The sequence below is a fragment of the Arthrobacter sp. StoSoilB19 genome (assembly GCF_019977275.1).
Lineage (GTDB): Bacteria > Actinomycetota > Actinomycetes > Actinomycetales > Micrococcaceae > Arthrobacter.
This window is the reverse complement of record NZ_AP024650.1, coordinates 1,360,255-1,380,898: the sequence shown is the minus strand read 5'-3', so window position 1 is coordinate 1,380,898 and position 20,644 is coordinate 1,360,255. Positions and strand designations below refer to the sequence as shown.

Annotated in this window: 16 protein-coding genes and 1 tRNA gene; 3 read left to right on the top strand and 14 right to left on the bottom strand. The window is 66.5% G+C overall.

The genetic code is table 11. The annotated features are described in order from the left end of the window. Window position 1 precedes the first annotated feature (1 nt). Entirely contained in the window at window positions 2-223 is a 222-nt protein-coding gene (locus LDO86_RS06395; protein WP_018770124.1) for a hypothetical protein, read from the top strand. 90 nt (window positions 224-313) lie between these two features. Here LDO86_RS06395 and sufU read toward each other — a convergent pair whose 3' ends face one another. The 9 genes from sufU to LDO86_RS06350 form a co-directional block, all read right to left on the bottom strand. After that, window positions 314-763 carry a Fe-S cluster assembly sulfur transfer protein SufU gene (gene sufU / locus LDO86_RS06390; protein ID WP_018770125.1) on the bottom strand — a complete coding sequence of 150 codons (450 nt, stop codon included), beginning with the start codon at window positions 761-763 and terminating at the stop codon, window positions 314-316. A gap of 23 nt (window positions 764-786) precedes the next feature. Further along, window positions 787-2,112, bottom strand: coding sequence for a SufS family cysteine desulfurase (locus LDO86_RS06385; RefSeq protein ID WP_026265910.1), 1,326 nt, complete (start codon window positions 2,110-2,112; stop codon window positions 787-789). A gap of 542 nt (window positions 2,113-2,654) precedes the next feature. Beyond that, window positions 2,655-5,228, bottom strand: coding sequence for a helix-turn-helix transcriptional regulator (locus tag LDO86_RS06380; protein WP_224084380.1), 2,574 nt, complete (start codon window positions 5,226-5,228; stop codon window positions 2,655-2,657). A gap of 70 nt (window positions 5,229-5,298) precedes the next feature. Further along, a complete protein-coding gene (locus tag LDO86_RS06375; protein ID WP_082581843.1) occupies window positions 5,299-7,935 on the bottom strand; it encodes a LuxR family transcriptional regulator in 2,637 nt (878 codons plus the stop codon). A 208-nt stretch (window positions 7,936-8,143) separates the two neighbouring features. Beyond that, window positions 8,144-8,749: an aminoacyl-tRNA hydrolase gene (gene pth / locus LDO86_RS06370; RefSeq protein ID WP_018770129.1), complete on the bottom strand. Its 606-nt coding sequence runs from the start codon at window positions 8,747-8,749 to the stop codon at window positions 8,144-8,146. Between the two features lie 108 nt (window positions 8,750-8,857). Continuing rightward, window positions 8,858-9,472 carry a 50S ribosomal protein L25/general stress protein Ctc gene (locus LDO86_RS06365; RefSeq protein ID WP_018770130.1) on the bottom strand — a complete coding sequence of 205 codons (615 nt, stop codon included), beginning with the start codon at window positions 9,470-9,472 and terminating at the stop codon, window positions 8,858-8,860. 225 nt (window positions 9,473-9,697) lie between these two features. After that, on the bottom strand, window positions 9,698-10,678 hold the full coding sequence (locus LDO86_RS06360) for a ribose-phosphate diphosphokinase (protein ID WP_018770131.1): 981 nt from the start codon (window positions 10,676-10,678) through the stop codon (window positions 9,698-9,700). A 2-nt stretch (window positions 10,679-10,680) separates the two neighbouring features. Then, a complete protein-coding gene (gene glmU, locus LDO86_RS06355; protein ID WP_018770132.1) occupies window positions 10,681-12,159 on the bottom strand; it encodes a bifunctional UDP-N-acetylglucosamine diphosphorylase/glucosamine-1-phosphate N-acetyltransferase GlmU in 1,479 nt (492 codons plus the stop codon). 104 nt (window positions 12,160-12,263) lie between these two features. After that, window positions 12,264-12,335 (bottom strand) — tRNA-Gln (locus LDO86_RS06350). A gap of 132 nt (window positions 12,336-12,467) precedes the next feature. On the opposite strand from LDO86_RS06350, the gene LDO86_RS06345 reads away from it, so the two are divergent. Continuing rightward, window positions 12,468-13,094 carry a TetR/AcrR family transcriptional regulator gene (locus LDO86_RS06345; RefSeq protein ID WP_018770133.1) on the top strand — a complete coding sequence of 209 codons (627 nt, stop codon included), beginning with the start codon at window positions 12,468-12,470 and terminating at the stop codon, window positions 13,092-13,094. A gap of 107 nt (window positions 13,095-13,201) precedes the next feature. On the opposite strand, the gene LDO86_RS06340 is transcribed toward LDO86_RS06345, so the two are convergent. From LDO86_RS06340 to LDO86_RS06320, 5 genes are all read right to left on the bottom strand, one after another. After that, entirely contained in the window at window positions 13,202-15,025 is a 1,824-nt protein-coding gene (locus LDO86_RS06340) for an ABC-F family ATP-binding cassette domain-containing protein (RefSeq protein ID WP_018770134.1), read from the bottom strand. Between the two features lie 37 nt (window positions 15,026-15,062). Continuing rightward, window positions 15,063-16,040, bottom strand: a complete 978-nt coding sequence (locus tag LDO86_RS06335; RefSeq protein ID WP_018770135.1) for a 4-(cytidine 5'-diphospho)-2-C-methyl-D-erythritol kinase — start codon at window positions 16,038-16,040, stop codon at window positions 15,063-15,065. Then, window positions 16,037-16,909 carry a 16S rRNA (adenine(1518)-N(6)/adenine(1519)-N(6))-dimethyltransferase RsmA gene (gene rsmA / locus LDO86_RS06330; protein ID WP_018770136.1) on the bottom strand — a complete coding sequence of 291 codons (873 nt, stop codon included), beginning with the start codon at window positions 16,907-16,909 and terminating at the stop codon, window positions 16,037-16,039. Before rsmA ends, LDO86_RS06335 begins: the two co-directional genes overlap by 4 nt. Window positions 16,910-17,022: 113 nt before the next feature. Beyond that, window positions 17,023-18,216 carry a resuscitation-promoting factor gene (locus tag LDO86_RS06325; RefSeq protein ID WP_186447783.1) on the bottom strand — a complete coding sequence of 398 codons (1,194 nt, stop codon included), beginning with the start codon at window positions 18,214-18,216 and terminating at the stop codon, window positions 17,023-17,025. A 257-nt stretch (window positions 18,217-18,473) separates the two neighbouring features. Continuing rightward, complete coding sequence (locus LDO86_RS06320) at window positions 18,474-19,379, bottom strand: TatD family hydrolase (protein ID WP_018770138.1); 906 nt, start codon at window positions 19,377-19,379, stop codon at window positions 18,474-18,476. 164 nt (window positions 19,380-19,543) lie between these two features. On the opposite strand from LDO86_RS06320, the gene LDO86_RS06315 reads away from it, so the two are divergent. Further along, on the top strand, window positions 19,544-20,644 hold the full coding sequence (locus LDO86_RS06315; protein ID WP_018770139.1) for a MoxR family ATPase: 1,101 nt from the start codon (window positions 19,544-19,546) through the stop codon (window positions 20,642-20,644).

Here is a 20,644-nt window from a genome sequence, read left to right as displayed (position 1 = left end):
CATGCAGCTTCCCGTCCTCGCAGCGCTGGTCCTCATCGTCGCCGGCGTCTGGTCCCTGGTGGTCTGGCCGCAGTTCCTGCGCCGCGTGATGAAGGATCCCCGCGCCCGCGATGCGGCAGGAAAGGCCACCAAATTCCTGACCGTGCACGTGGTGCTGGTGAGCATCTCCATAGTGCTGGGACTCGCCACAGCGGTGATCGGCGTTCTCGGCCTGCTGGGCTGAACCAGCCGTTCCACGGCGCGGAAACAGCCCGGACCTTACTCCTGTTGGAGCAAGGTCCGGGCTGTTTCCGTCTGGCCTGGGTTGCCTGGCCTAGGCTGCCTGGTTAAGCGCGTCCTCCGCAGCAACCCAGGAGATCATGGCGCACTTGACCCGGGCTGCGTAGCGTGCCACTCCTTCGAACGCTGCCGCATCCCCAAGCAGCTCAGGATCAGCATGGACCTTCCCACGGGACCTCAGCACCTCCCGGAAGCTGTCGATAATTTCGTGCAGTTCAGCCACGGTCATGCCTTCGGCGAGGTCGCTGAGGACGGACGCCGAGGCCATGGAAATGGAGCAGCCGGCGCCGTCCCACGCCACCTGTGCCACTTTCCCGTCCTGGACGGCGAGCCGGAGTGTGACTTCGTCGCCGCATACGGGGTTGAGCTGGTGCGACTGCCCGGTGGAGGTGCCTTGGGGCGCTTCGGTCGCGGCGAGCCCGCTGCCGTGGCGGGCCTTCGAATGGTCCAGGATGATCTGCTGGTACAGCTGGTCAAGGCTCATGGTGTCACCTTTCGTCTTCTCCGCTATGCGCGGAAGTAGGCCCGGACGCCGGCAACGGCTTCAAGGAAGCGGTCCACGTCGTCCGTGGTGTTGTAGAGGTAGGCGCTGGCCCGGGTCGTGGCGGTCAGTCCAAGCCTGCGGTGCAGCGGCTGGGCGCAGTGGTGTCCCACGCGGACGGCGATTCCCCGGGAGTCCAGGAACTGTCCCACGTCATGGGCGTGGACGCCTTCGACGTCGAACGCGGCAAGGCCGATCCGTTCCTTTCCGGCTGCCGGGCCCAGGACCCGGACGCCGGGAATGGATTCCAGCCCCGCCACCATGCGCTGGCCCAGTGCGGCCTCCCACGCATGGATCCGGGCCAGCCCGGTTTCCGTCAGGTAGTTCGCTGCGGCCGCCATGGCTACCGCCTGGGAGATGCGCTGGGTGCCCGCTTCGAAGCGCTGGGGCGCAGGGAGGTACTCGGCCCGCTCCATGGTGACGGTAGTGATCATTGACCCGCCGGTCAGGAACGGCGGGAGGATGTCCAGCAGCTCCTGCCGCCCGTACAGCACGCCAATCCCCGTGGGGGCGAGCATCTTGTGGCCGGAGAAGACCGCGAAGTCCACGCCGAGTTCCTTGACGTTCAAGGGCAGGTGGGGAGCCGACTGGCAGGCGTCCAGGACAACCAAGGCGCCGGCCGCATGCCCGAGGGCCGTCAGTTCCGCTACCGGGTTGATGATTCCCAGGACGTTGGAAGCGTGGGTGAAGGCCAGGACTTTGGTACGCGGGCCGATAATCCCGGCGGCCTGGTCCATGCGAAGGCTGCCGTCATCTCCGATGGGGATGTACCGGAGGGTGGCTCCTGTGCGGAATGCCAGCTCCTGCCATGGAATCAGGTTGGCATGGTGTTCCATCTCGGTCACCACGATGTCATCCCCGGGCCCCAGGGACAGCTCCCCGAGCCGCTGGTCGCCGCGGCCCTGGGCAGCCCACAGTCCGGCATTGGACAGCGCGTAGGAGAGGAGGTTCAGTCCCTCCGTCGCGTTCGAGGTCCAGATGGTTTCCTCGTAGTCCGCACCGATGAAGTCGGCGATGGTCTGGCGGGCGTCCTCGAAGACTTCGGTGGCCTCAACCGCAAGATGGTGGGCGCCCCGGTGCACGGCAGCGTTGCGCTGCTCATAGAATTCCTGCTCGGCTTCGATGACGCTCACGGGGTTCTGGGATGTGGCCCCGGAGTCGAGGTAGACCAGCGGCTGTCCGTTCACCAGTTGATTGAGGACCGGGAAGTCATTGCGGATGCGCAGCACCTCGGCGTTGTCCATGACAGGTACGGCACGTTCCAGTGTGGCTGGCGTTGATACTACGGCCAAAACGAACTCCTTGGGCTGCCCATGTCTGACAACCCAATTGTCCCACACACGGCTGTGGCGGCCGCCCGGAAGGGGCGGCCGCCACCGCTGCCCCGGGCTTCGGCCGAGGGAGTAAAGGGCCGGCGACGGCTGGGGGGAGAGTCTCGGTCTCAGAAGACTCTGACGTCGCCGGCCCCGCCTTGACCCGGTCCCTGGGGACCGGAAGTTGAGAGGGCCTCACTGTCCTGATTGGCTGCTCTGCGGCTTCCGGCCTGCCGCTTTGCTTTGCCTCCTTAAGTAAATCCCGTGGGGCCCTTACGTACACGAGTAGGGTGTACTCGAATCCAGGCGGGTGCACTACCGGGTTGGCGCTCCTGCGCACCCTCCGGGCGGGATGGTTGGCGGGCTTGGGTACGACGGCGGCCCGGCGGTGCTTCCCGGGTGGAAACACCGTGGGCAGCGGGTGGCCGGGGCCAGGGATTTCGACGTCGGGCGGTCAGCAGGGATTCCGATGCCCGACTGGCAGCACGGAGGCACGGCAGGGCCGGTTTGGGAGGCCAGGCCTACTTTGGCAGGGCCGCTTCCAGCTCATCGCGGCTGCGGACGCCGAGCTTGACGTAGGTGCGGTAGAGGTGGCCCTCCACGGTCCGGACGGAGACCATGAGCCGCTGTGCGATCTCGCGGTCGGTCAGGCCCTGCACGGCCAGCTCCACGATGTCCTGTTCGCGCCTGGTGAGGCGAACGGTGGGCGCCGCGGCGATGAAGCGTCCTTCACGGAACCGCTCGCCCAGTTCATGGTCGCACTTTTCGCGCTGGGCCACGGCCTGGCGTGAGCGCCGGCGTTCACCGGCCTGCTCCAGCACCGTGCTGGCACGGGCATAGGCTTCGCGGGCCAGGTTGACAAAGCCTGCCTCCTCCAGCGAGGCAGCTGTTGCCATGAGGGTGTCGCCGTCGGCATTTTCCCAGGCGGTGGCCAGCGTCAGAAGAGCTTCTGCCCACCGGCCTTCCACGTCCCGGGCCGCCGCCTGCACCATGGGCACCACCGAGGGGTCGCCCAGGTCCCAGCACATGGCCAGGACCTGGAGCAGGTTTCCCTTCCGTGCGGAGGCCTGGGTGGTGGTCATCAACGTCTGCAGTGCGGCCAATCCCTTGCCGTCGCGGGCCAGGTATTCGGCGGCAGCGGCCATGTAGGCCTCTGCCAAAAGATCATGCGCCGGCCAGCCGGCGTCGGCGTCCTTGTGATCCTGTTCAAGGCGCTGTGCCTGTTCCGTGTCGCCCAGCCGGGCCGCGGCGTAGAAGCCGAGGGCCGTGCCGAACCGGTACAGCTGCAGCGGGTCGTTGAGCCTCAGCGCCTCAACAGCGGGCAGCAGGACCTGATAAGCGCGTTCCATCCTCCCCTGCCGCAGCAGCGAATACCCCCGCAGCAGCTGGAGGCTTCCGTTGAAGGTGGCCGCGCCAAGCGTGTGTCCGGCCGCGTAATGGTCGATCTCGCGCTCCGCCGGCTCCCATTCACCCATGGCCAGGTAGTCGGAGACGAGCCTTCCCAGCACGAACTCAGGGAAGAAGAACAGGCTGCCTTCGAGCGGGGGAAGTTCCGAGGCTGCCAGCAGTGCGGCCTCCAGCCCCTGCACGGGGCGTCCCGCCGAGCCGAGGGCGTGGGAGAGAAGGCCCTCAGCCAAGGCGCGGAGCGGTTCTCCGGCTTCTGCCGGGGGGCGCTTCCGCATCGTGTCCACTTCGTCGTTCAGCGCCGGGAAGTTCACCTCGGCACCGAGGTGGAGCAGGTGCAGGAGCCCTTCCTGCCAGCTCCTTTCGCCGTCGCTGGAGAGCGGGACGTTCTTTTCGACGTCGTCCGCGATCATCCCCAGGGGATGGCCGATGGCCAGGTGGGCCGAAACCCGGAGCAGCAGGACGGCCGGTCCCTGGGGATCATCGGCCAGCCGGAGCCAGCACTCGTCAAGGAGTGCCGCGGCCCCGGTATAGGCGCCCTCGTTATACAGGGCCCGCGCCTGGATGGCCTGGGCCAGCGGGACCATGGCGGGGTCGTGGATACGGGACGCAATGGACCGTGCACTGTCGTTGCGGAACCGCAGCAAGGCTTCCTTGGCCGCGGCCAGCATCTCGTCGTCGCTGACCCTGACGCCGCACTCCAGGGCCCACTCCACTGCCCGCAACCGGCCCTCGCCGCGCAACTGGGTGGGATCCTGGTGGGCCCTGACCTTCTCCAGCAGCTGGAGGCTGCGGGAGACCGACACGGTGTTCCGGATGGCGCCGGCGAAGAGTCCGTTCCAGATGGAAAGCTCCGCCGGGATGCCGGGGGCTTCGACGATGATCTGCTGGTCCAGCAGGGACCGGACCACGGCTGCCCCGCTGATGTCTTCGATGACCTTCCTGCCCACCGGCCCGGCAAGGGCAATGAGCTTCAGTGCTTCCTGCTCTTCGGTCCGGCGCCGGAGATGGTCTTTGGCCACCACGCCTGCGAGGCGGTCCCCATCCGCGGGCAGCGGGCCCAGCAGCATCCAAATTCCGTTGCGCTTGGCGAGGACGCCGGCCTCGGCGGAGTCGTGCAGCAGGGCGTCGAGGATCCGGGGATTGCCGCTTGATGCGTTCCAGATGGAGTCCACCGTTGCAGCCGGCACGGTCCCGTCGAGGACGTGGTCCAGGACTTCTTCAATCTGTTCACGGTTGAGGGGCCGGAGGTCCACGCGTTCGGCCAGGCCGTCGTACCAGAGCTGGTCGAGCGGCTGTGGGAGACCCGGCCGTGGCCGGGCGGCAGCGAGCACCGTTGCCCATCCGGCTGAAATCACCTCGGCCAGCACCCCCGCGGAAGCATCATCGAGGTGGTGGGCATCGTCCACCGCCAGCAGGACCGCTCCCCCGCTGCCGGCCTTGAGCTTCTCAAAGTAGGACCACATGGAACGCAGCACCGCGACCGGCGAGACGGACTCCTCGGCGGTGAGTTCCCCCGTATAGGGTGTCAGGACTCCGAATGGCACTCCGGCCAGGGCCGAACTGGCGTGGATGCGCAGGATTTTCATGTTTCCGGCCAGGCGCTCGGTCACGGCGTCAGTGACGGCCGACTTTCCGATGCCCGGGCCGGCCATGATGAAGACGGCCCGGTGGGTTCCGTTCCGGACCATGGTGCAGATGCGGTCCACCGGCTCGCGGCGGCCGGTCAGGAGCCGGTGTGCAGTCGCCGGCTTGTGGCCATTAGACGAGTCCAGTCAGATCACCCCTTGAAGTTACGCCAAGCTTGGTGAAGACCTGGTACAGGTGGCCTTCCACGGTGCGCACGGAAACACCCATTTCCATGGCGATGTCACGGTTCGAGACGCCGCGGCCGGCCATGCGGGCAATCTGCCGTTCCCGGCTGGTCAGCAGCGGGCTTCCGCTGCTGGGAACAATGGGAAGGTTGGCCACGGTGGCAGCCAGGATGTCCAGCCGGGCCTGCGCAGTCCTCGCCGAAAGGGCATCCCCGTCCTGCCGGGCAAAGTCCACTGCCAGCGCCATGCACCTGGCCTCGACCGCATCGAGTTCGAGCGTGGCTGCAATTTCACCGCCGGCAAGGAGGGTTTTGGCATCCTTTGTCCTGCTGCCGACTGCGATCAGCCGCGAGACATCGGCCAGCGGTCCCTGCCGGCGGCCTGCGATCTCCTCCAGGAGGCGGAAGTCGGCGTCGCTGCCGTTCACCGTTGCTGCCAGCAGGTAGATGCCGGCCACTGTGTGCCTGCCCGCCTCCAGGTTCCGGCGGGCCCCTTGTTTCAGCGCTGCCACTGCCTCGGAGTCGCCCAGCCAGCGCCCCGCCACGAGCGAACAAAAATCGATTATGCTCTCCGTGGCAAATCCTGCCTTGCCCGGCGCCCTTTGCAGTTTGGTGAGGTACTTGCGGGCGAACGCGGCGTTGCCGGTCTGGGCGTACGCCAAAGCCGTGGCTGCGTAGGCGGTACGCAGTGCGGCCTGGACAGGCTGCAACTCCAGCTGGGCGGCGGCCGAGATCAAAGGCTCCAGGGCGGTCTCGCCGCGCCCGGAAAAGACAAAGGCCACGCCGGCTGCGAGTTCGGTGGCGGCGCTGCGGTATGGAAGCCGGTGGGGCTGGCCCGTGCTGAATGGGCTGAGGAGGTCGATGCAGCGGCGCCACTGGCCAGCCATCAGTGCGACGAAGTAGGCCTCCCTGGCGTAGCGCTCGCGCAGGCCCACGACGTGCGAGGCGTCCGTGAGCTGGCCGCCGAGCTTTCGCATGAGGCCCAGCGCGTCCATCTCGCGCCCGGTCATGGCCAGCGCGCCCATCAGGATGATCGCGCACTGGAGCCGGAACCCGGTGTCCGGATTGCCTGCGGGATCGGCAGCCCGCTCGAGCGCCGGGATCATGGCGGCGTAATCGCCGGCATGGGCCTGGTATTCGAATTCACTCAACGAGATACGGTTTGCCGCCACCGCTGCCGCTGCCGGCCAGGAGGAGTTGTTGTCCGCTTTCCCGAGCCGTTCCCGCGCCGCGGCGAGCAGTTCCCGGACTTTGCCCGCACGCTCCGGAATGCAGAGCATGACCCGCGCTTTGGCGGCCACCACTTCGGCGTACTCCAGGGGATCCAAAGCCTCGAGTTCAGGCTGGGAGATGCCATCCAGGGCGGAAAGCGCCTGGACCGGCATGTCCAGCTGCAGGTACGCCGCAGCCTTTTGCCGCTGCGCCGATGCCCACCCGGCGTCGGTCCTCTGCACCATCTCCGCGTACGTCAGGGCAAAACGGGGGTCGAAGAGCTGGACTGCGGCCTGGGCGGCCGCGAGTGCCAACTGCGGGCTCAGCTCGGCCTCGCACTCATGGGTCCACGCGGCGAAAGACATCAATTCTTCCACCGTCATGGCTGCCGGGTCCGGCTCCTGGCCGCCCAGCAGGACGCTGCGCAGCTCCCGCCGGCGGGAAATGCTCAGCCAGGTCCGGACTACGTCACCGATGTACTTCTCCCGCAGCGACACCCAGCGGTGCTCGGAGTCGTCGATCTCCAGCAGGCCGCCGTCTTCCATGTCCGCAACCACGTCCGCGCCATAGATGGCGGTAAGGGCGGCCAGTTCCACCCGCCGGGCACAGGAAAGCATTTCGATGACGTCCCGGGTTTCGGGTGTCTCCCGCGACCAGCGGGACCGGACGATGTCGTCAAGGCTGGCGGCGCCGTCGAGCACCACTTTGTCCCGCAGCGTCCAGACCGAATCGGACAGGACCAGGTTTCCGGAGAGCTGCTGTTCGGTGACCAGCGCTTTGAGCAGCAAGGGATTTCCACCCACCATCTGGTGGTAGGTGGTCACCAGGGAAGAGGCGACGCGGTGGCCCAGCAGGGAAAGGAGCACCTGCCGGGTTTGGAGTTCGTTGAGGTTGTTGAGCCGCACTTCCGTGAGCTTCCGCTCCGTCAGCAGCCAGTGGAAGTCTGCCGGCAGGTCGCTGGCGTTGGGGGCCACAGCGATGATCTTTGCCGTGCCGGTCAGCAGGACATTCAACAGCACCCCCGCACTCATGTCGTCGATGCAGGCCGACGTGTCCAAAGTGATGACGCAGGGCCTGCCGGCGGCGTCGCTGCGGATCAGGGAGGTTATGCCACGGAGGATGGCGGTGGGCGAGCCCATGTAGGCCTGCGGGAGCCGGGCCAGCAGGAAGGAGAGGCAGCCGTACGGGGTGCTGGGACCGGAGGGGCCGCTCCGGAGTTGCAGCGACCAGACATCGGGACCCAGGTCCGCAACGGCAGCGCGCGCCAGGGAGGACTTGCCCACGCCTCTGGCTCCGGTGATGACAACGCCCAGGGAGTTTTCGCTGGTCAGTGCGGTGCGGACAGCATCCAGGTTGGCGCTTCGTGCAGGCATGGACCATTGCTGGCCCTCCGGCGCCGCGGAGGTTGGTGTGGGCAGCCTGTCACCCTGAGGTGTTGACCCACGTCCCCAGCTGAGTGGCTCGATTGACATGAACTTTTCCCCTACATCCTGCAATAGCGGGATGTAGCCCCATTGCTCCCCCGCATAGGAAGAAGAGTACCCCCTGCCACAGACAAGGAAACAGGGTCAAAAGGAACTTTTACGATTCCAGCTGTTGTGATCCCGATTTGGCCGGGTGGAACCTCTGCTGGGCAGCCGTCAATCCATCGCGCAACAGGGACTCGACGGCGTCGGCGGCATCGTCCAGCAGGAAGGGCAGTTCCTTGTGTTCCGCGGTGCCGAAATCACGCAGCACGTAATCGGCTGTGTCCATCCTGCCAGGCGGCCTTCCCACCCCCACGCGGACCCTGAGGTAGTCCTTGGTACCCAGGGCCTTGGAGATGTCCCGCAACCCGTTATGGCCGCCCTCGCCGCCGCCGAGCTTGAGCTTGACGGTGTTGAACGGAATATCGATCTCGTCATGGACAGCCACCACGTGGTCTGCGGGGATCCCGTAGAAATTGGCCAGGGCGGAGACCGGGCCGCCTGAAACATTCATGTAGCTCATCGGTTTCGCAAGGACCACGCGCGGGCCGCCGATCCCCAACCGGCCTTCAAGGACCTGCGCGCGGGCTTTGTGGGTCTTGAATCCGGCGCCGATGCGGCCGGCCAGTTCATCGAGCACCATCTGGCCTACGTTGTGCCTGTTGCCTTGGTACTGGGCGCCTGGGTTGCCGAGGCCAACGATCAGCCAGGTATCTGTCATGGAGTCAATCCTATTGGGGGCGGTTACGCGGAAATGGAACGGCGGTGTGCGGACATGACAGTGGCCGGACCCGTGGGGGTCCGGCCACTGTCGTGAATTGCGGAGAAATTACTCTGCTGCGGCTTCTTCTGCTGCGGGAGCTTCTGCTGCTTCGCCGGCAGCTTCGGTTTCTGCTTCCTCGGCGATTTCGATGGCTTCGGAGATGTTCACCACGAGGGCTTCGGGGTCGGTCAGCAGGGCGGAACCCTTGGGCAGGACCAGGTCGGAAGCGTGGATGTGCTCGCCGGCGGCGCGGCCTTCGATGCTGACGACGACGGACTCGGGCAGGTGGGTTGCCTCGGCCTCGAGGGACACAACCGTCAGTTCCAGGTTGTGGACGGTGCCGGGAGCGGTTTCGCCTTCGACGTGGACCGGAACGTCAACCGTGACCTTCTCGCCCTGGCGGACGGTCAGGAGGTCGATGTGCTCGATGATCTGCTTTACGGGATCGCGCTGGACGTCCTTGACCAGGGCCAGGTGGCCCTCGCCGTTGATGTCCAGGGACAGCAGGGCGTTGGCGGTGCGGACGGCCAGGGTGGTGGCCTTTGCCGGCAGGGTGACGTGGATGGGCTCTGCGCCGTGGCCGTAGATGACGGCGGGGATCAGGTTGTTCATCCGGGCGCGGCGGGCGTAGCCCTTGCCGAATTCGGTGCGCAGTTCTGCTGCGAGCTTCTGCTCAGACATGGATATCTCCTTGAAGACTAAACGGTGTTCAGCAAGGGCGGAGGTCTGGTGTGACCTTCAACGCCGGGCGCCGGAGGGCGGCCCTTCAAGAAGGCAGTCCTTCAACCGAAGGACTGATCAGACCCAGTCGATAACGGAGGCTATGCCCTCCCTCGCCAAGGTATCGCTGACCAGCTTACCAGCGCCGGGGCCGTTTCCTGAAAACGTCCCCGGCCTGGTGCGGGGCTATGCCTTGCCGTCGAAGAGGCTGGTGACCGAGCCGTCGTCGAACACTTCGCGGATGGCCCTGGCGATCAGCGGTGCGATGGAGAGCACTGTCAGCTGCGGGAAGCGCTGGGAGGACGTCAGCGGGAGGGTGTTGGTGACCACCACTTCGCGTGCGCCGGACTCGGAGAGACGGCGTGCGGCCGGATCCGAGAAGACGGCGTGCGTGGCGGCGATGATGACATCCTTGGCGCCGGCGTTCTTCAGGACCGTGACGGCGCCGGAGATGGTTCCGCCGGTGTCGATCATGTCGTCGATCAGGACGCAGGTGCGTCCCTCGATCTGGCCCACCACGGTCTTGGAGACAGCCTGGTTGGGGACGGTGAGGTCACGGCTCTTGTGGACAAAGGCCAGGGGCGCGCCACCCAGGCGCTCAGCCCACTGTTCCGCGACCCGGACCCGTCCGGTGTCCGGGGAGACAACGGTGATGTTGTCGGCAGCGACACGGGTGCGGATGTAGTCGGCCAGGAGCGGAATGGCCATCAGGTGGTCAACCGGCCCGTCGAAGAAGCCCTGGATCTGGGAAGTGTGCAGGTCCACACTCATGATGCGGTCCGCGCCGGCGGTCTTGTAGAGGTCGGCAACGAGGCGGGCGGAGATGGGCTCGCGGCCACGGCCCTTCTTGTCCTGCCGGGCATAGGGGTAGAACGGCGAAACCACGGTGATCCGCTTGGCGGAGGCCCGCTTCAGCGAATCGATCATGATCAGCTGTTCCATGAGGTGGTTGTTCAGCGGTGCGGGGTGCGCCTGGATCACGAACGCGTCGGTGCCGCGTACGCTCTCGCCGGCCCGGACATAGATCTCGCCGTTGGCGAAATCGTAGGCATCAACGGGAAGGAGGTCAGTGCCGAGTTCCTTGGCGATCTCCCGGGCAAGCTCCGGATGGGCCCGCCCAGTGGCGAGCACCAGCTTCTTCTCGCCGTGCGCCGTAATTTCACTCATGGTTACTTGCCCTCTTCTGTAGATGCCGGGGTACTTGAGGAGTCATTGATGGCCGCCTGGGCCAGTTCAGCGGAGCGGGTTCCCGGGCGGTGCGCGGGGACCCAGCCTTCGGCGTTGCGCTGGGCGGCAACGCTGAGCACCAGCGCGCCCGCCGGCACGTCCTTGCGGATCACCGCGCCGGCGCCGCTGTAGGCGCCGTCCCCCACGGTGACCGGGGCAACAAAGACGGTGTTGGAGCCTGTACGGACGCCCGAGCCGATGACCGTGCGGTGCTTCTTCTCGCCGTCGTAATTGGCCGTGATGTTTCCACAGCCGATGTTGGTGTCCTCGCCGATTTCGGCGTCGCCTGCATAGCCCAGGTGGGACAGCTTGGAGCCGCGGCCGATGGTGACGTTCTTGGTTTCGTAGAAGGCACCGATCTTGCCCTTTTCACCAAGCACGGTGCCGGGGCGAAGGTACGTGAAGGGGCCGACGGCGGCGCGCGGGCCGATCACGGAGCCGGAACCGTGGGTGCGGATCACCGTGGCACCCTCGCCGACGGTGACGTCGGTCAGGGTGGTGTCAGGGCCGACGACGGCGTCCCGCGCCACGGAGGTGGCGCCGTGCAGCTGGGTGTTGGGCAGGAGGCGGACATCCTCGTCCAGGGTGACGGAGGAATCGATCCAGGTGGTGGCCGGGTCGACGACGGTGACGCCGGCCCGCATCCAGGCTTCCACCGTGCGCCGGTTCAGCTCGGCGCCGAGCGCGGCAAGCTGGACGCGGTCGTTGGCGCCCTCCACCTGCCACCGGTCCGCAGTCACGACGGCCGCGACCCGGCCGCCTGATTCGCGGGTCAGCCCCAGTACGTCGGTGAGGTATTTCTCCCCCTGCACGTTGTCAGTGGTGACCTTCCCCAGTGCCCCGCGGAGCACCGCGGCGTCAAAGGCGTAGATCCCGGAGTTGACCTCCCGGATCAGCCGCTCTGCCTCGGTGGCGTCCTTGTGTTCGCGGATGCCGGTAACGGAGCCGTCTTCGCCGCGGAGGATGCGGCCGTAGCCGGTGGCGTCGTCAAGGACTGCCGTGAGGACGGTGACGGCGTTGCCGTCGCGTTCGTGGGTGGCGACGAGTTCGGTGAGCAGTTCCCCGGACAGGAGGGGCACGTCACCGTAGGTGACCACGACGGTGCCTGACAGTTCCTGTTCGGCGTCCAGCGCCTGCAGCGCGGCCTCCACGGCGCGGCCGGTGCCGGGGATGTCGTCCTGGTCCACGATGACGGCCTGCGGATCCAGTGCTGCGACGTGTCCCTCCACCAGGTCCCGTTCGTGGCGCACCACAATGGCGAGCCGTTGCGGGTTGATGCTGCGGGCGGCGCGGAGGGCGTGGCCCACCATGGACAGGCCGCCGATCTCGTGGAGGATCTTCGGTGTACGCGACTTCATCCGGGTACCGGCGCCTGCTGCCAGGACGATTACAGCGGCCGGGCCGGTATTCTCGGGGATCACGTAACGGGTTCTCCTTGCTTGGTTGTGCTTGCGCTTTGCGGCAGCCGGCGGGCCAGCCCGCCGGGCACCGGGTGCCATCCTCATGATCGCTCCTTGCGCAGCAGTTCCGCCCATAGGATTCGAACCTATACTCCACGGCTCCAAAGGCCGGGGTGCTGCCGTTACACCAGAGCGGACCGTGCCGAAAGACTCGAGGCCCGGGCACAAGTCCCTATTTTGCCATGGGTTCAGGCCACCGCGCGACACGGGGCGTTGGGTCCTGCCGGTCCCGCGGAATCCCGTCCCCGGCGGTGAGGCATGATGGGAAGGTGAGCAACAACCTTCCGCGGACGCGGATGACTGGCCTGCAGCGCCGGAGCCAGCTGATCGACGTCGGGCGCGGCCTTTTCGCCGTCCGCGGCCTGGACGGGACCACCATCGAGGAAATCGCCGCCTGCGCAGGAGTGTCCAAGCCGGTCATCTACGAACACTTCGGGTCCAAGGAAGGCCTGTACACCGAGGTGGTGGACGGTGAATTCCACATTCTCCTGGACTCGATCAACGCGGCCCTCACCGAGGAAGCCAAACCCCGCGTCCTCGTCGAACGCGCCGCGCTGGCACTGCTCACCTACATCGAGGAACGCACCGAAGGGTTCAGGATCCTCATGCGCGATGCTCCCCCGTCCCAGCCGGAGGGCGCCTTCTCCACCCTCCTCTCGCACGTGACCGCGCGCGTGGAACACATCCTCTCCGACGAATTCTCCCGCCGCGGCTTCAGCGGCGAGGACGGTGCCATGTACGCCCAGATGCTTGTGGGCATGGTGGCCATGACCGGCCAGTGGTGGCAGGACAGCCGCCAGCCGGACAAGCACACGGTCGCCGCGCACCTGGTCAACCTGGCCTGGAACGGCCTGACCGGCCTCAAAAAGGAGCCGGAACTGCAGTCTGAACTCTAGGCCTCGCCGTGGTTGCGTCCGCGGCGAAGGGGGTTATCCTCTGCATGCTGGCTCGTTCCTCGCCTCTGACGCATGCTGCCGGATAACCCCCTCCCCGCTTGTGAGGGTCAGTCGCCCAGGAGTTCCGAGGCCTCGAGCCACTCCATTTCCAGGGCATCTTTTTCGTCGGCCAGGTCCTTGAGCTGCTTGTTCTGTTCGGCCAGGGCGTCGAAATCGGACTTCTCCGTGCTTTTGACCATGTCGTCGTGAAGCTTCTTTTCCTGCTGGTCCAGCTTCTTGATCTGCCGTTCGATCCTGTTGAGGGCCTTGCGGGCGTCCCGCTTCTCCGCCTCGGACGGGCCGGTCCCGGTGGCCGGCGCCTGGCCCGCGCTGGTGACAGGGTTTCCACCGCCGGTGACGGTGGAACCGGCGAGGGCGGCTTCGCGCAACTCGAGGTACTGGTCCACGCCGCCGGGGAGGCCGCGGAGCTTGCCGTCGCCCAGCAGCGCCATCTGGTGGTCGGTGACGCGTTCGAGCAGGTAGCGGTCGTGGCTGACCACCACCAGCGTGCCGGGCCAGCCGTCCAGGACGTCCTCGACGGCGGCGAGGGTGTCGGTGTCAAGGTCGTTGGTGGGCTCATCGAGCATCAGCACGTTGGGTTCACCCACCAGCAGCCGGAGCAGCTGCAGGCGGCGCCGCTCACCGCCGGACAGGTCCCTGACCGGTGTCCACTGCTTCTCGTTGGTGAAGCCGAGCTGCTCCACGAGCTGCCCTGCGCTGAATTCCTTGCCGCCGACGTTGAAGGAACGCTTCTCCCGCTCGATGACCTCGATCACGCGCAGGTCCGAGACGTCGTCGAGCTCCTTGACCTCCTGGGTGAGCACAGCAGTGACCACCGTTTTGCCCCGCTTCAGCTTGCCCGCATCGGGTGTGATCTCGCCGTTGAGCAGCTTCAGGAGGGTGGTTTTTCCGGCACCGTTGACGCCCACCAGGCCCAGGCGCTCCCCCGGAGCCAGGCGAAGGGTGATGTTGTCGAAAAGCTTCCGGCCGTCGTCGGCGCCCTGGAAGTTGAGGGACACGTTCTCCAGGTCCAGCACGTCCTTGCCCTGGCGCGCCGTGGCCATCTTGCTCAACGCCATGGAGTCGCGCGGGGCGGGAACGTCCTCAATGAGCGCGTTGGCGGCCTCAATCCGGAACTTCGGCTTGGCCGTGCGGGCCGGGGCGCCCCGGCGCAGCCAGGCGAGCTCTTTCTTGACCAGCTGCTGGCGTTTGCCCTCCACCACGGACGCCATGCGGTCGCGCTCCGCGCGGGCCAGGACGTAGGCCGCGTAGCCGCCTTCGAAGGGGTCCACGATCCCGTCGTGCACCTCCCAGGTCTTGGTGCAGACTTCGTCCAGGAACCAGCGGTCGTGGGTCACCACCAGGAAGGCGCCCTGGTTGGGCCGCCAGCGCGTCTTCAGGTGCCGGGAAAGCCAGGCCACGCCCTCGACGTCGAGGTGGTTGGTGGGCTCATCCAGCATGATGACGTCGTGGTCCTCGATGAGCAGTTTGGCGAGGGCCACCCGCCGTTTCTGGCCGCCGGAGAGGGCGTGGACGTTGGCATGCCAGTCGACGTCGGACACCAGGCCGCCCATGATCTCGCGGATCTGCGGGTTGCGGGCCCATTCGTAGTCGGCCTGGTCACCCACGATGGCGGCACCCACCGTCAGGTCGCCGTCGAGCACGTCGCTCTGGTCCAGGTACCCCACATTGACGTCGCCGCGTTTGGTGACGCGGCCGGAGTCCGGGGTGGAGCGCAGCGCCAGCAGACGCATGAGCGTGGACTTGCCATCACCGTTGCGGCCCACCATGCCGATCCGGTCCCCCTCCTCCAGTCCCAGGGTGATGCCGTCCAGGACGGTGCGGGTTGCGTAGGAAACCGTGAGGTTCTCGCCGCCAAGAAGGTGTGCCAAAGGGAACTGCTTTCTGCTGCCGGACTGGAAGTCTTAATTAAAGGAGGATGTCGGAGATGATGCGCGCGCCGGGGACCGGGCCGTGGACGGGAAGGGCTGTCAGGCCGTAGCGCCGCAGGTCCTCCGCCAGCGCCTCCGCAGCAACGGAATCATCAGCCAGCAAAGCCACGGTGGGGCCGGAACCCGAAACGATTCCGGCAATGGCCCCATGGGATTCGCCGATTCCCAGCGTATCGCGCAGCGCCGGCGACAACTCAATGGAAGCCCGTTGCAGATCGTTGACCAGCACCCGGCTCAAGGATTCGGCATCCCCGCCCCGCAGCGCCGTCAGGATTTGTGGATCCACTCCGGTGGGCTCACTGGCCTCCACCCCTTCGGCCTCACGCAGCCGGTCCAGCGTCCGGTACACCTCGGGAGTGGACAGGCCGTAGTCGGCCACCACCAGCACCCAGTGGGTCTGCGCCTTGGCCAGCGCCGGAGAGAGTTCATCGCCCAGGCCAAGGCCGACGGCGGTCCCGCCCAGGAGCGAGAAGGGGACGTCGGCGCCGAGTTCGGACGCCAGGTGCGCCAGTTCCTCCCGTGACAGCCCGCTGTTCCAGAGTGCGTCACAGGCCAGGAGCGTGGCGGCGGCATCGGCGGATCCGCCGCCCATCCCGCCGGCCACCGGGACCCGCTTGGTGATCTCCAGGTGCACCCCCGTGGCGTGTTCGGAGACGTCAGCCATGATGGCAGCCGCCTTATGGGCAAGGTTGTTGCTGTCCAGGGGAATATCGACCGCGTCGAGGTCCAGGGTGCTTTCGGGGCTGAGGCTGATGGTAATCCCGGGCTCGGCGGTGCTGGTCGCCGCCACTTCCTCGTAGAGGGACACCGCGAGGTAGACGCTGGCCACGGAATGGTAGCCGTCCGGCCGGAGCGGACCGACGGCCAGGGAAACATTGACTTTGCCGGGCGCCTTGACGCGGACCGTCCTGGCGGCGAACTGCCCCCTGCCTGCCTTGTCCAGTCCCGCGCTCACGGCCGGTTTTCCCGGGCTTCGGCGATCCTGGCGAACGCGGCGATGTCGATGACCTCGCCGCGTGCGGTGGGGTCGACGCCGGCTGCGAGCAGGCAGCGCTCGGCCTCCGGGGCTCCCCCGGCCCAGCCCGCCAGGGCGGCCCGGAGCGTCTTGCGGCGCTGCGCGAACGCGGCATCCACCACGGCAAACACCTGCTCGCGGGTGGCGGTGGTGGCGGGCGGTTCGCGGCGGGTAAAGGCCACCAGCCCGGAATGGATCTTCGGTGCCGGCCAGAAAACGTTCATGCCGATCACGCCGGCCTTGCGCATCTGGCTGTACCAGGCGGCCTTAACGGACGGCACCCCGTAGGTCTTGGATCCCGGGCCGGCTGCCAGCCGGTCAGCCACCTCGTCCTGCACCATCACCAGGCCGTGCCGCAGGCTTGGGAAATACTGCAGGAGGTGCAGCACCACCGGAACCGCCACGTTGTAGGGCAGGTTGGCCACCAGTGCTGTCGGCTCGACAGGCAGCTCGGTGACCTTCATCGCATCGGCATGCACCAGGTGGAAGGAGTTGGCGGCGGCCGGCCGCCATTCCTGCACGGTTTCGGGCAGCTTCGCGGCAAGGACAGGATCAATTTCGACGGCGACAACTGCCGCCGCGGCGTCGAGCAGGCCCAGCGTGAGGGACCCCAGCCCCGGGCCCACCTCAAGCACCGTTTCATCCGGTCCCACGCCCGCCGCGGCGACAATGCGCCGGATGGTGTTGCCATCGATGACAAAGTTCTGCCCAAGGGTCTTGGTGGGCCTGATCCCGATTTCCTCTGCCAGCCGGCGTATGTCGGAGGCACCGAACAACGGTGCGGGCACGGCGGGGATCGGTTCAGTCACCTAGGTATCCTATCCCGCGCGGCACGTCCGCCCTGCCGGGTTAACGGCCGTGGCCGGGCCCGGGTACCCCGGGCCCGGCCACGGCCATTGACTCTGCGCTTATGTCCGGTAGATCAGCTGGTTGCTGCCCAGCCGCAGCCCCAGGGCGACAGGCCGCGCTGCGCGTAGACGCGGTTGGCGATGTCGATCTGCTGCGCCTTGGTGGCGAGGCTGGCGTTAGGGGCGTAGGCGCCGCCGCCGGCTCCGATCCAGGTGCGGATGTCGAACTGGAGGCCGCCGTAGTAGCCGTTGCCGCTGTTGATGCTCCAGTTTCCACTGGATTCGCACTGGGCAATCTTGTCCCACATGGCCTCGTTCATCATGGCCGGTGCAGCTGCGCCGGTGTTGGCGCCGGCAGCGGCCGCAGGTGCGGCCTGGGGTGCAGGCTTGGCCTTGGTGCCAACGGTGACTTTCTCGGTGACCGGCTGCACGGCCACCTTCTCGGACACCAGCGTGCGGGACGCTTCCCGTCCGTCCACGAGTACCAGCTTGAAAGTGCGTTCCAGCTTTCCGGCGGCGCCCGCCTGGGTCACTTCCTTTTCACCCTTGAGCATGTCTGCGCTTTCGGCGGTAACGGTCTCGAAGGGCACGTCTTCACTGGTGACCGTGGTCTGGCTGGTGTCCACCCGGGACACCTTGATGACCATGTTGTTCACCACGTTGGCGTTGGCCGGCTGCGAGGTGCGGTCGTTGGCGGCGAGGGTCACGCCGGAATCCTCCAGCACCTTGCCAACGGTGGGGGCCGTGGTGGTGGCGGTGTTCACTTTGCCGTCAGCCACAATGCTGACGGTCTTGGGCGTGGAGATCGAGACGTAGGAACCTGCCAGCGAAAGGGTGGCATCCTTGGGCGCTGAAACGGACGAGGCACTGGCGACGCCGAGTTCTGTCACCAGGTCTTCGACATCCTGGGCGGTGGTGTTCACCGTCTTTTCAGCCCCGTCAAGGCTGACTTTGACTTCCTTGGCCTGGTTGATGTTGATGACGGTGCCGTTCTGGACCGTCGCGTCGAGGGAAGGCGACACGCGGTCGCCGGGCTTCAGTTCCAGGTTGGCACTCTTGACCACCTGTTCCACTGTTCCGCCAAAGGACTGCACGGACGACGCTTTGCCGTCCACGTTGAGCGTGACTGTTTTGTTATTGCCCACGAAGGCTACGAGACCTGCGACCAGGCCGCAAAGCACCAGCAGCTGGGCGCCAACTTTGATATAGCTGAACTTGCCGTCCGATGTGAAGAACTTGATCACGATTGCCCGTAACTCTCGGTCCATCCGGGCACGGGGAAACGCGCAATAAAATGCCCGGAGCAACCTTGAAAAGGACAGTCCGGGCACCGGTGCGCCGCCACACTCCGCGCAGCGGCATGGCCGGATACTGGACAAGCCGGGCCGGCTGCGAATGAAGTGAAATTACCCGTTGGCCTTCCCCGACCCCGGCTAATAGTTTCCCACTGTAACCGTAGCGTTATAAAGTGGCCAACATTTTTGCATACCAGATATGCATTTGGCAGCCGGCAGGGGAAGGAGTGTCAGGCCCAGGATCCGTATGCCCGTACGGTATTTTCGCTGATTGCGCTGCACAGGCCGGCCAGGTCGGAGCCTGTCAATTCTGCCATGGCCCGCACGGTGTACGGGACCGTGTAGCTCGCGTTGGGACGCCCCCTGTGCGGGTGCGGGGTCAGGAATGGAGCGTCCGTTTCCACCATGATGAGCTGCCGGTCCGCGACGGCGAGCGCGGCGCGCAGATTCGTGGCGTTCCTGAACGTCAGCGTGCCGGCAAAGGACATCCACCAGCCCTGGTCGTTACAGGTTTTGGCCAGGTCCTCGCCACCGGAGAAGCAATGGAACACCACCCTGTCCGGCGCGCCCTCTTCCTGAAGGACGCGCACCACGTCGCTGTGCGCGTCCCGGTCATGGATCTGGAGGGTGAGGTCCAGGCGTTTGGCAATGTCGATATGCCGCCGGAACGAGTACTCCTGGTGCCGCAGCCCCTCTCCCTCGGTGCGGTAGAAGTCCAGTCCGGTTTCGCCGATGGCCCGGATCCGGGGATGCCCCGCCAGGCGTTCGATTTCGGCAAGGGCCGCTTCCAGTTCACCGCGGGCAGCATAATGCGGCGCGTCATTGGGGTGCAGGGCCACGGCGCCCAGGAGCCGTTCGTCCCGGTCCACCGCCTCCACCGTGAACCGTGAGGATTCGAGGTCGCAGCCCACCTGCACGGCGCCCTGGACTCCCACGGCCGCCGCTGCATCCAGCGCAGCCTTGATCCCCACCGGCCCCTTTCCGTCCGGGAAGTCCAGGTGGGTGTGGTTGTCCATGACTGGTACCGGCAGGGGCTCCGGCGCGGGCGGAAAATCCTTCCGGCGGCCGGCGGCCTGGTCCGGAGTCTCCTCGTCTGCAGGTACCCGGTAAGCGGCGGGAATTGACGAATTGCACATCCACCCAGACTATCGGCCGAAAGGTACCCCCATATTTGCCGGAACTCTCTGTCAGGCACGGCAGTTGTGTTAGTAGTCTGGAACGAACACACGCGCACGCCCACCAAGGGGCGAAGGCAGGCTTGCTGTCCCGTCCAGGTGAAACCCGGGCTGAAAGGTTGCCGATGGAACCCCACCGACGCACTGCCAACAATGGAAGCGCACCGAACCTTAACCTGGCCGGCGTCGCTGATTCCGTCAGCCACCTGAACGGGCACCGGCCTGCGGCCATGGACCCGGTGTCCTTCCACGCCGCGGCGCAGCGCATCCTCACCACGGTCAATACCGTCATCGACGGCAAGTCCGATGCCGCCAAGCTGGCGCTCACCGTACTCCTCGCACAAGGCCACCTGCTGCTCGAGGACGTGCCCGGCGTCGGGAAAACCCTGCTCGCAAAGACCCTCGCCCGGACCATCGACTGCACGGTCAACCGCATCCAGTTCACCCCGGACCTGCTGCCCTCGGATGTCACCGGGGTGTCCATCTACAACCAGGCCTCAAGGCTGTTCGAGTTCCGGCCGGGTGCGGTCTTCGCCAACATCGTCATCGGTGATGAAATCAACCGCGCATCCGCCAAGACGCAGTCCGCCCTGCTGGAGTGCATGGAGGAGCATCAGGTCACCGTGGACGGCACGTCCTACAAGCTCGATGAGCCGTTCATGGTGGTCGCAACCCAGAACCCCATTGAAATGGAAGGCACCTATCCGCTGCCGGAGGCCCAGCGGGACCGGTTCATGGCCCGGATTTCCATGGGCTACCCGGACAAGGCCGCAGAGATCGAGATGCTCGAAACCCACCAGGCGGTCTCGCCGCTGGCCAATGTCTCCCCCGTGGTCACCGCGTCCGACGTCGCGGCCATGACCGCAACTGTCCAGCAGGTCTATGTCTCAGACGCCGTGAAGGAATATACGGTGGCAGTGGGCAGGGCCACCAGGGAAAGCCCGCTGCTGCGGCTCGGCGCCAGTCCCCGTTCCATGCTGCAGCTGCTGCGTGCCGCCAAGGCCACAGCCGCCCTGGAGGGCCGCGACTTCGTCCTGCCGGACGACGTGCGGGACGTGGCCGAGGCCGTCCTGGCGCACCGCATCATCCTGGACCGGAAGGCGGCGGGCGCAGGCGAGACACCCCACAGCGTCCTGCGGGGCATCCTGTCCAGGCTGCCCGTGCCACAGGCCCAGCCGGGGCAGCCCAACCGGGCCGCGGCCGCCGCCGGCAGCAGGAACCGCTAG

Coding starts and splice junctions, on each gene's coding strand:
- LDO86_RS06395 (WP_018770124.1), top strand. CDS start 2: ATGCAGCTTCCCGTCCTCGCAGCGCTGGTCCTCATCGTCGCCGGCGTC.
- sufU (WP_018770125.1), bottom strand. CDS start 763: ATGAGCCTTGACCAGCTGTACCAGCAGATCATCCTGGACCATTCGAAG.
- LDO86_RS06380 (WP_224084380.1), bottom strand. CDS start 5,228: ATGGTCCGGAACGGAACCCACCGGGCCGTCTTCATCATGGCCGGCCCG.
- LDO86_RS06375 (WP_082581843.1), bottom strand. CDS start 7,935: ATGCCTGCACGAAGCGCCAACCTGGATGCTGTCCGCACCGCACTGACC.
- pth (WP_018770129.1), bottom strand. CDS start 8,749: ATGACAGATACCTGGCTGATCGTTGGCCTCGGCAACCCAGGCGCCCAG.
- LDO86_RS06365 (WP_018770130.1), bottom strand. CDS start 9,472: ATGTCTGAGCAGAAGCTCGCAGCAGAACTGCGCACCGAATTCGGCAAG.
- LDO86_RS06360 (WP_018770131.1), bottom strand. CDS start 10,678: ATGAGTGAAATTACGGCGCACGGCGAGAAGAAGCTGGTGCTCGCCACT.
- LDO86_RS06325 (WP_186447783.1), bottom strand. CDS start 18,216: ATGGACCGAGAGTTACGGGCAATCGTGATCAAGTTCTTCACATCGGAC.
- LDO86_RS06320 (WP_018770138.1), bottom strand. CDS start 19,379: ATGTGCAATTCGTCAATTCCCGCCGCTTACCGGGTACCTGCAGACGAG.
- LDO86_RS06315 (WP_018770139.1), top strand. CDS start 19,544: ATGGAACCCCACCGACGCACTGCCAACAATGGAAGCGCACCGAACCTT.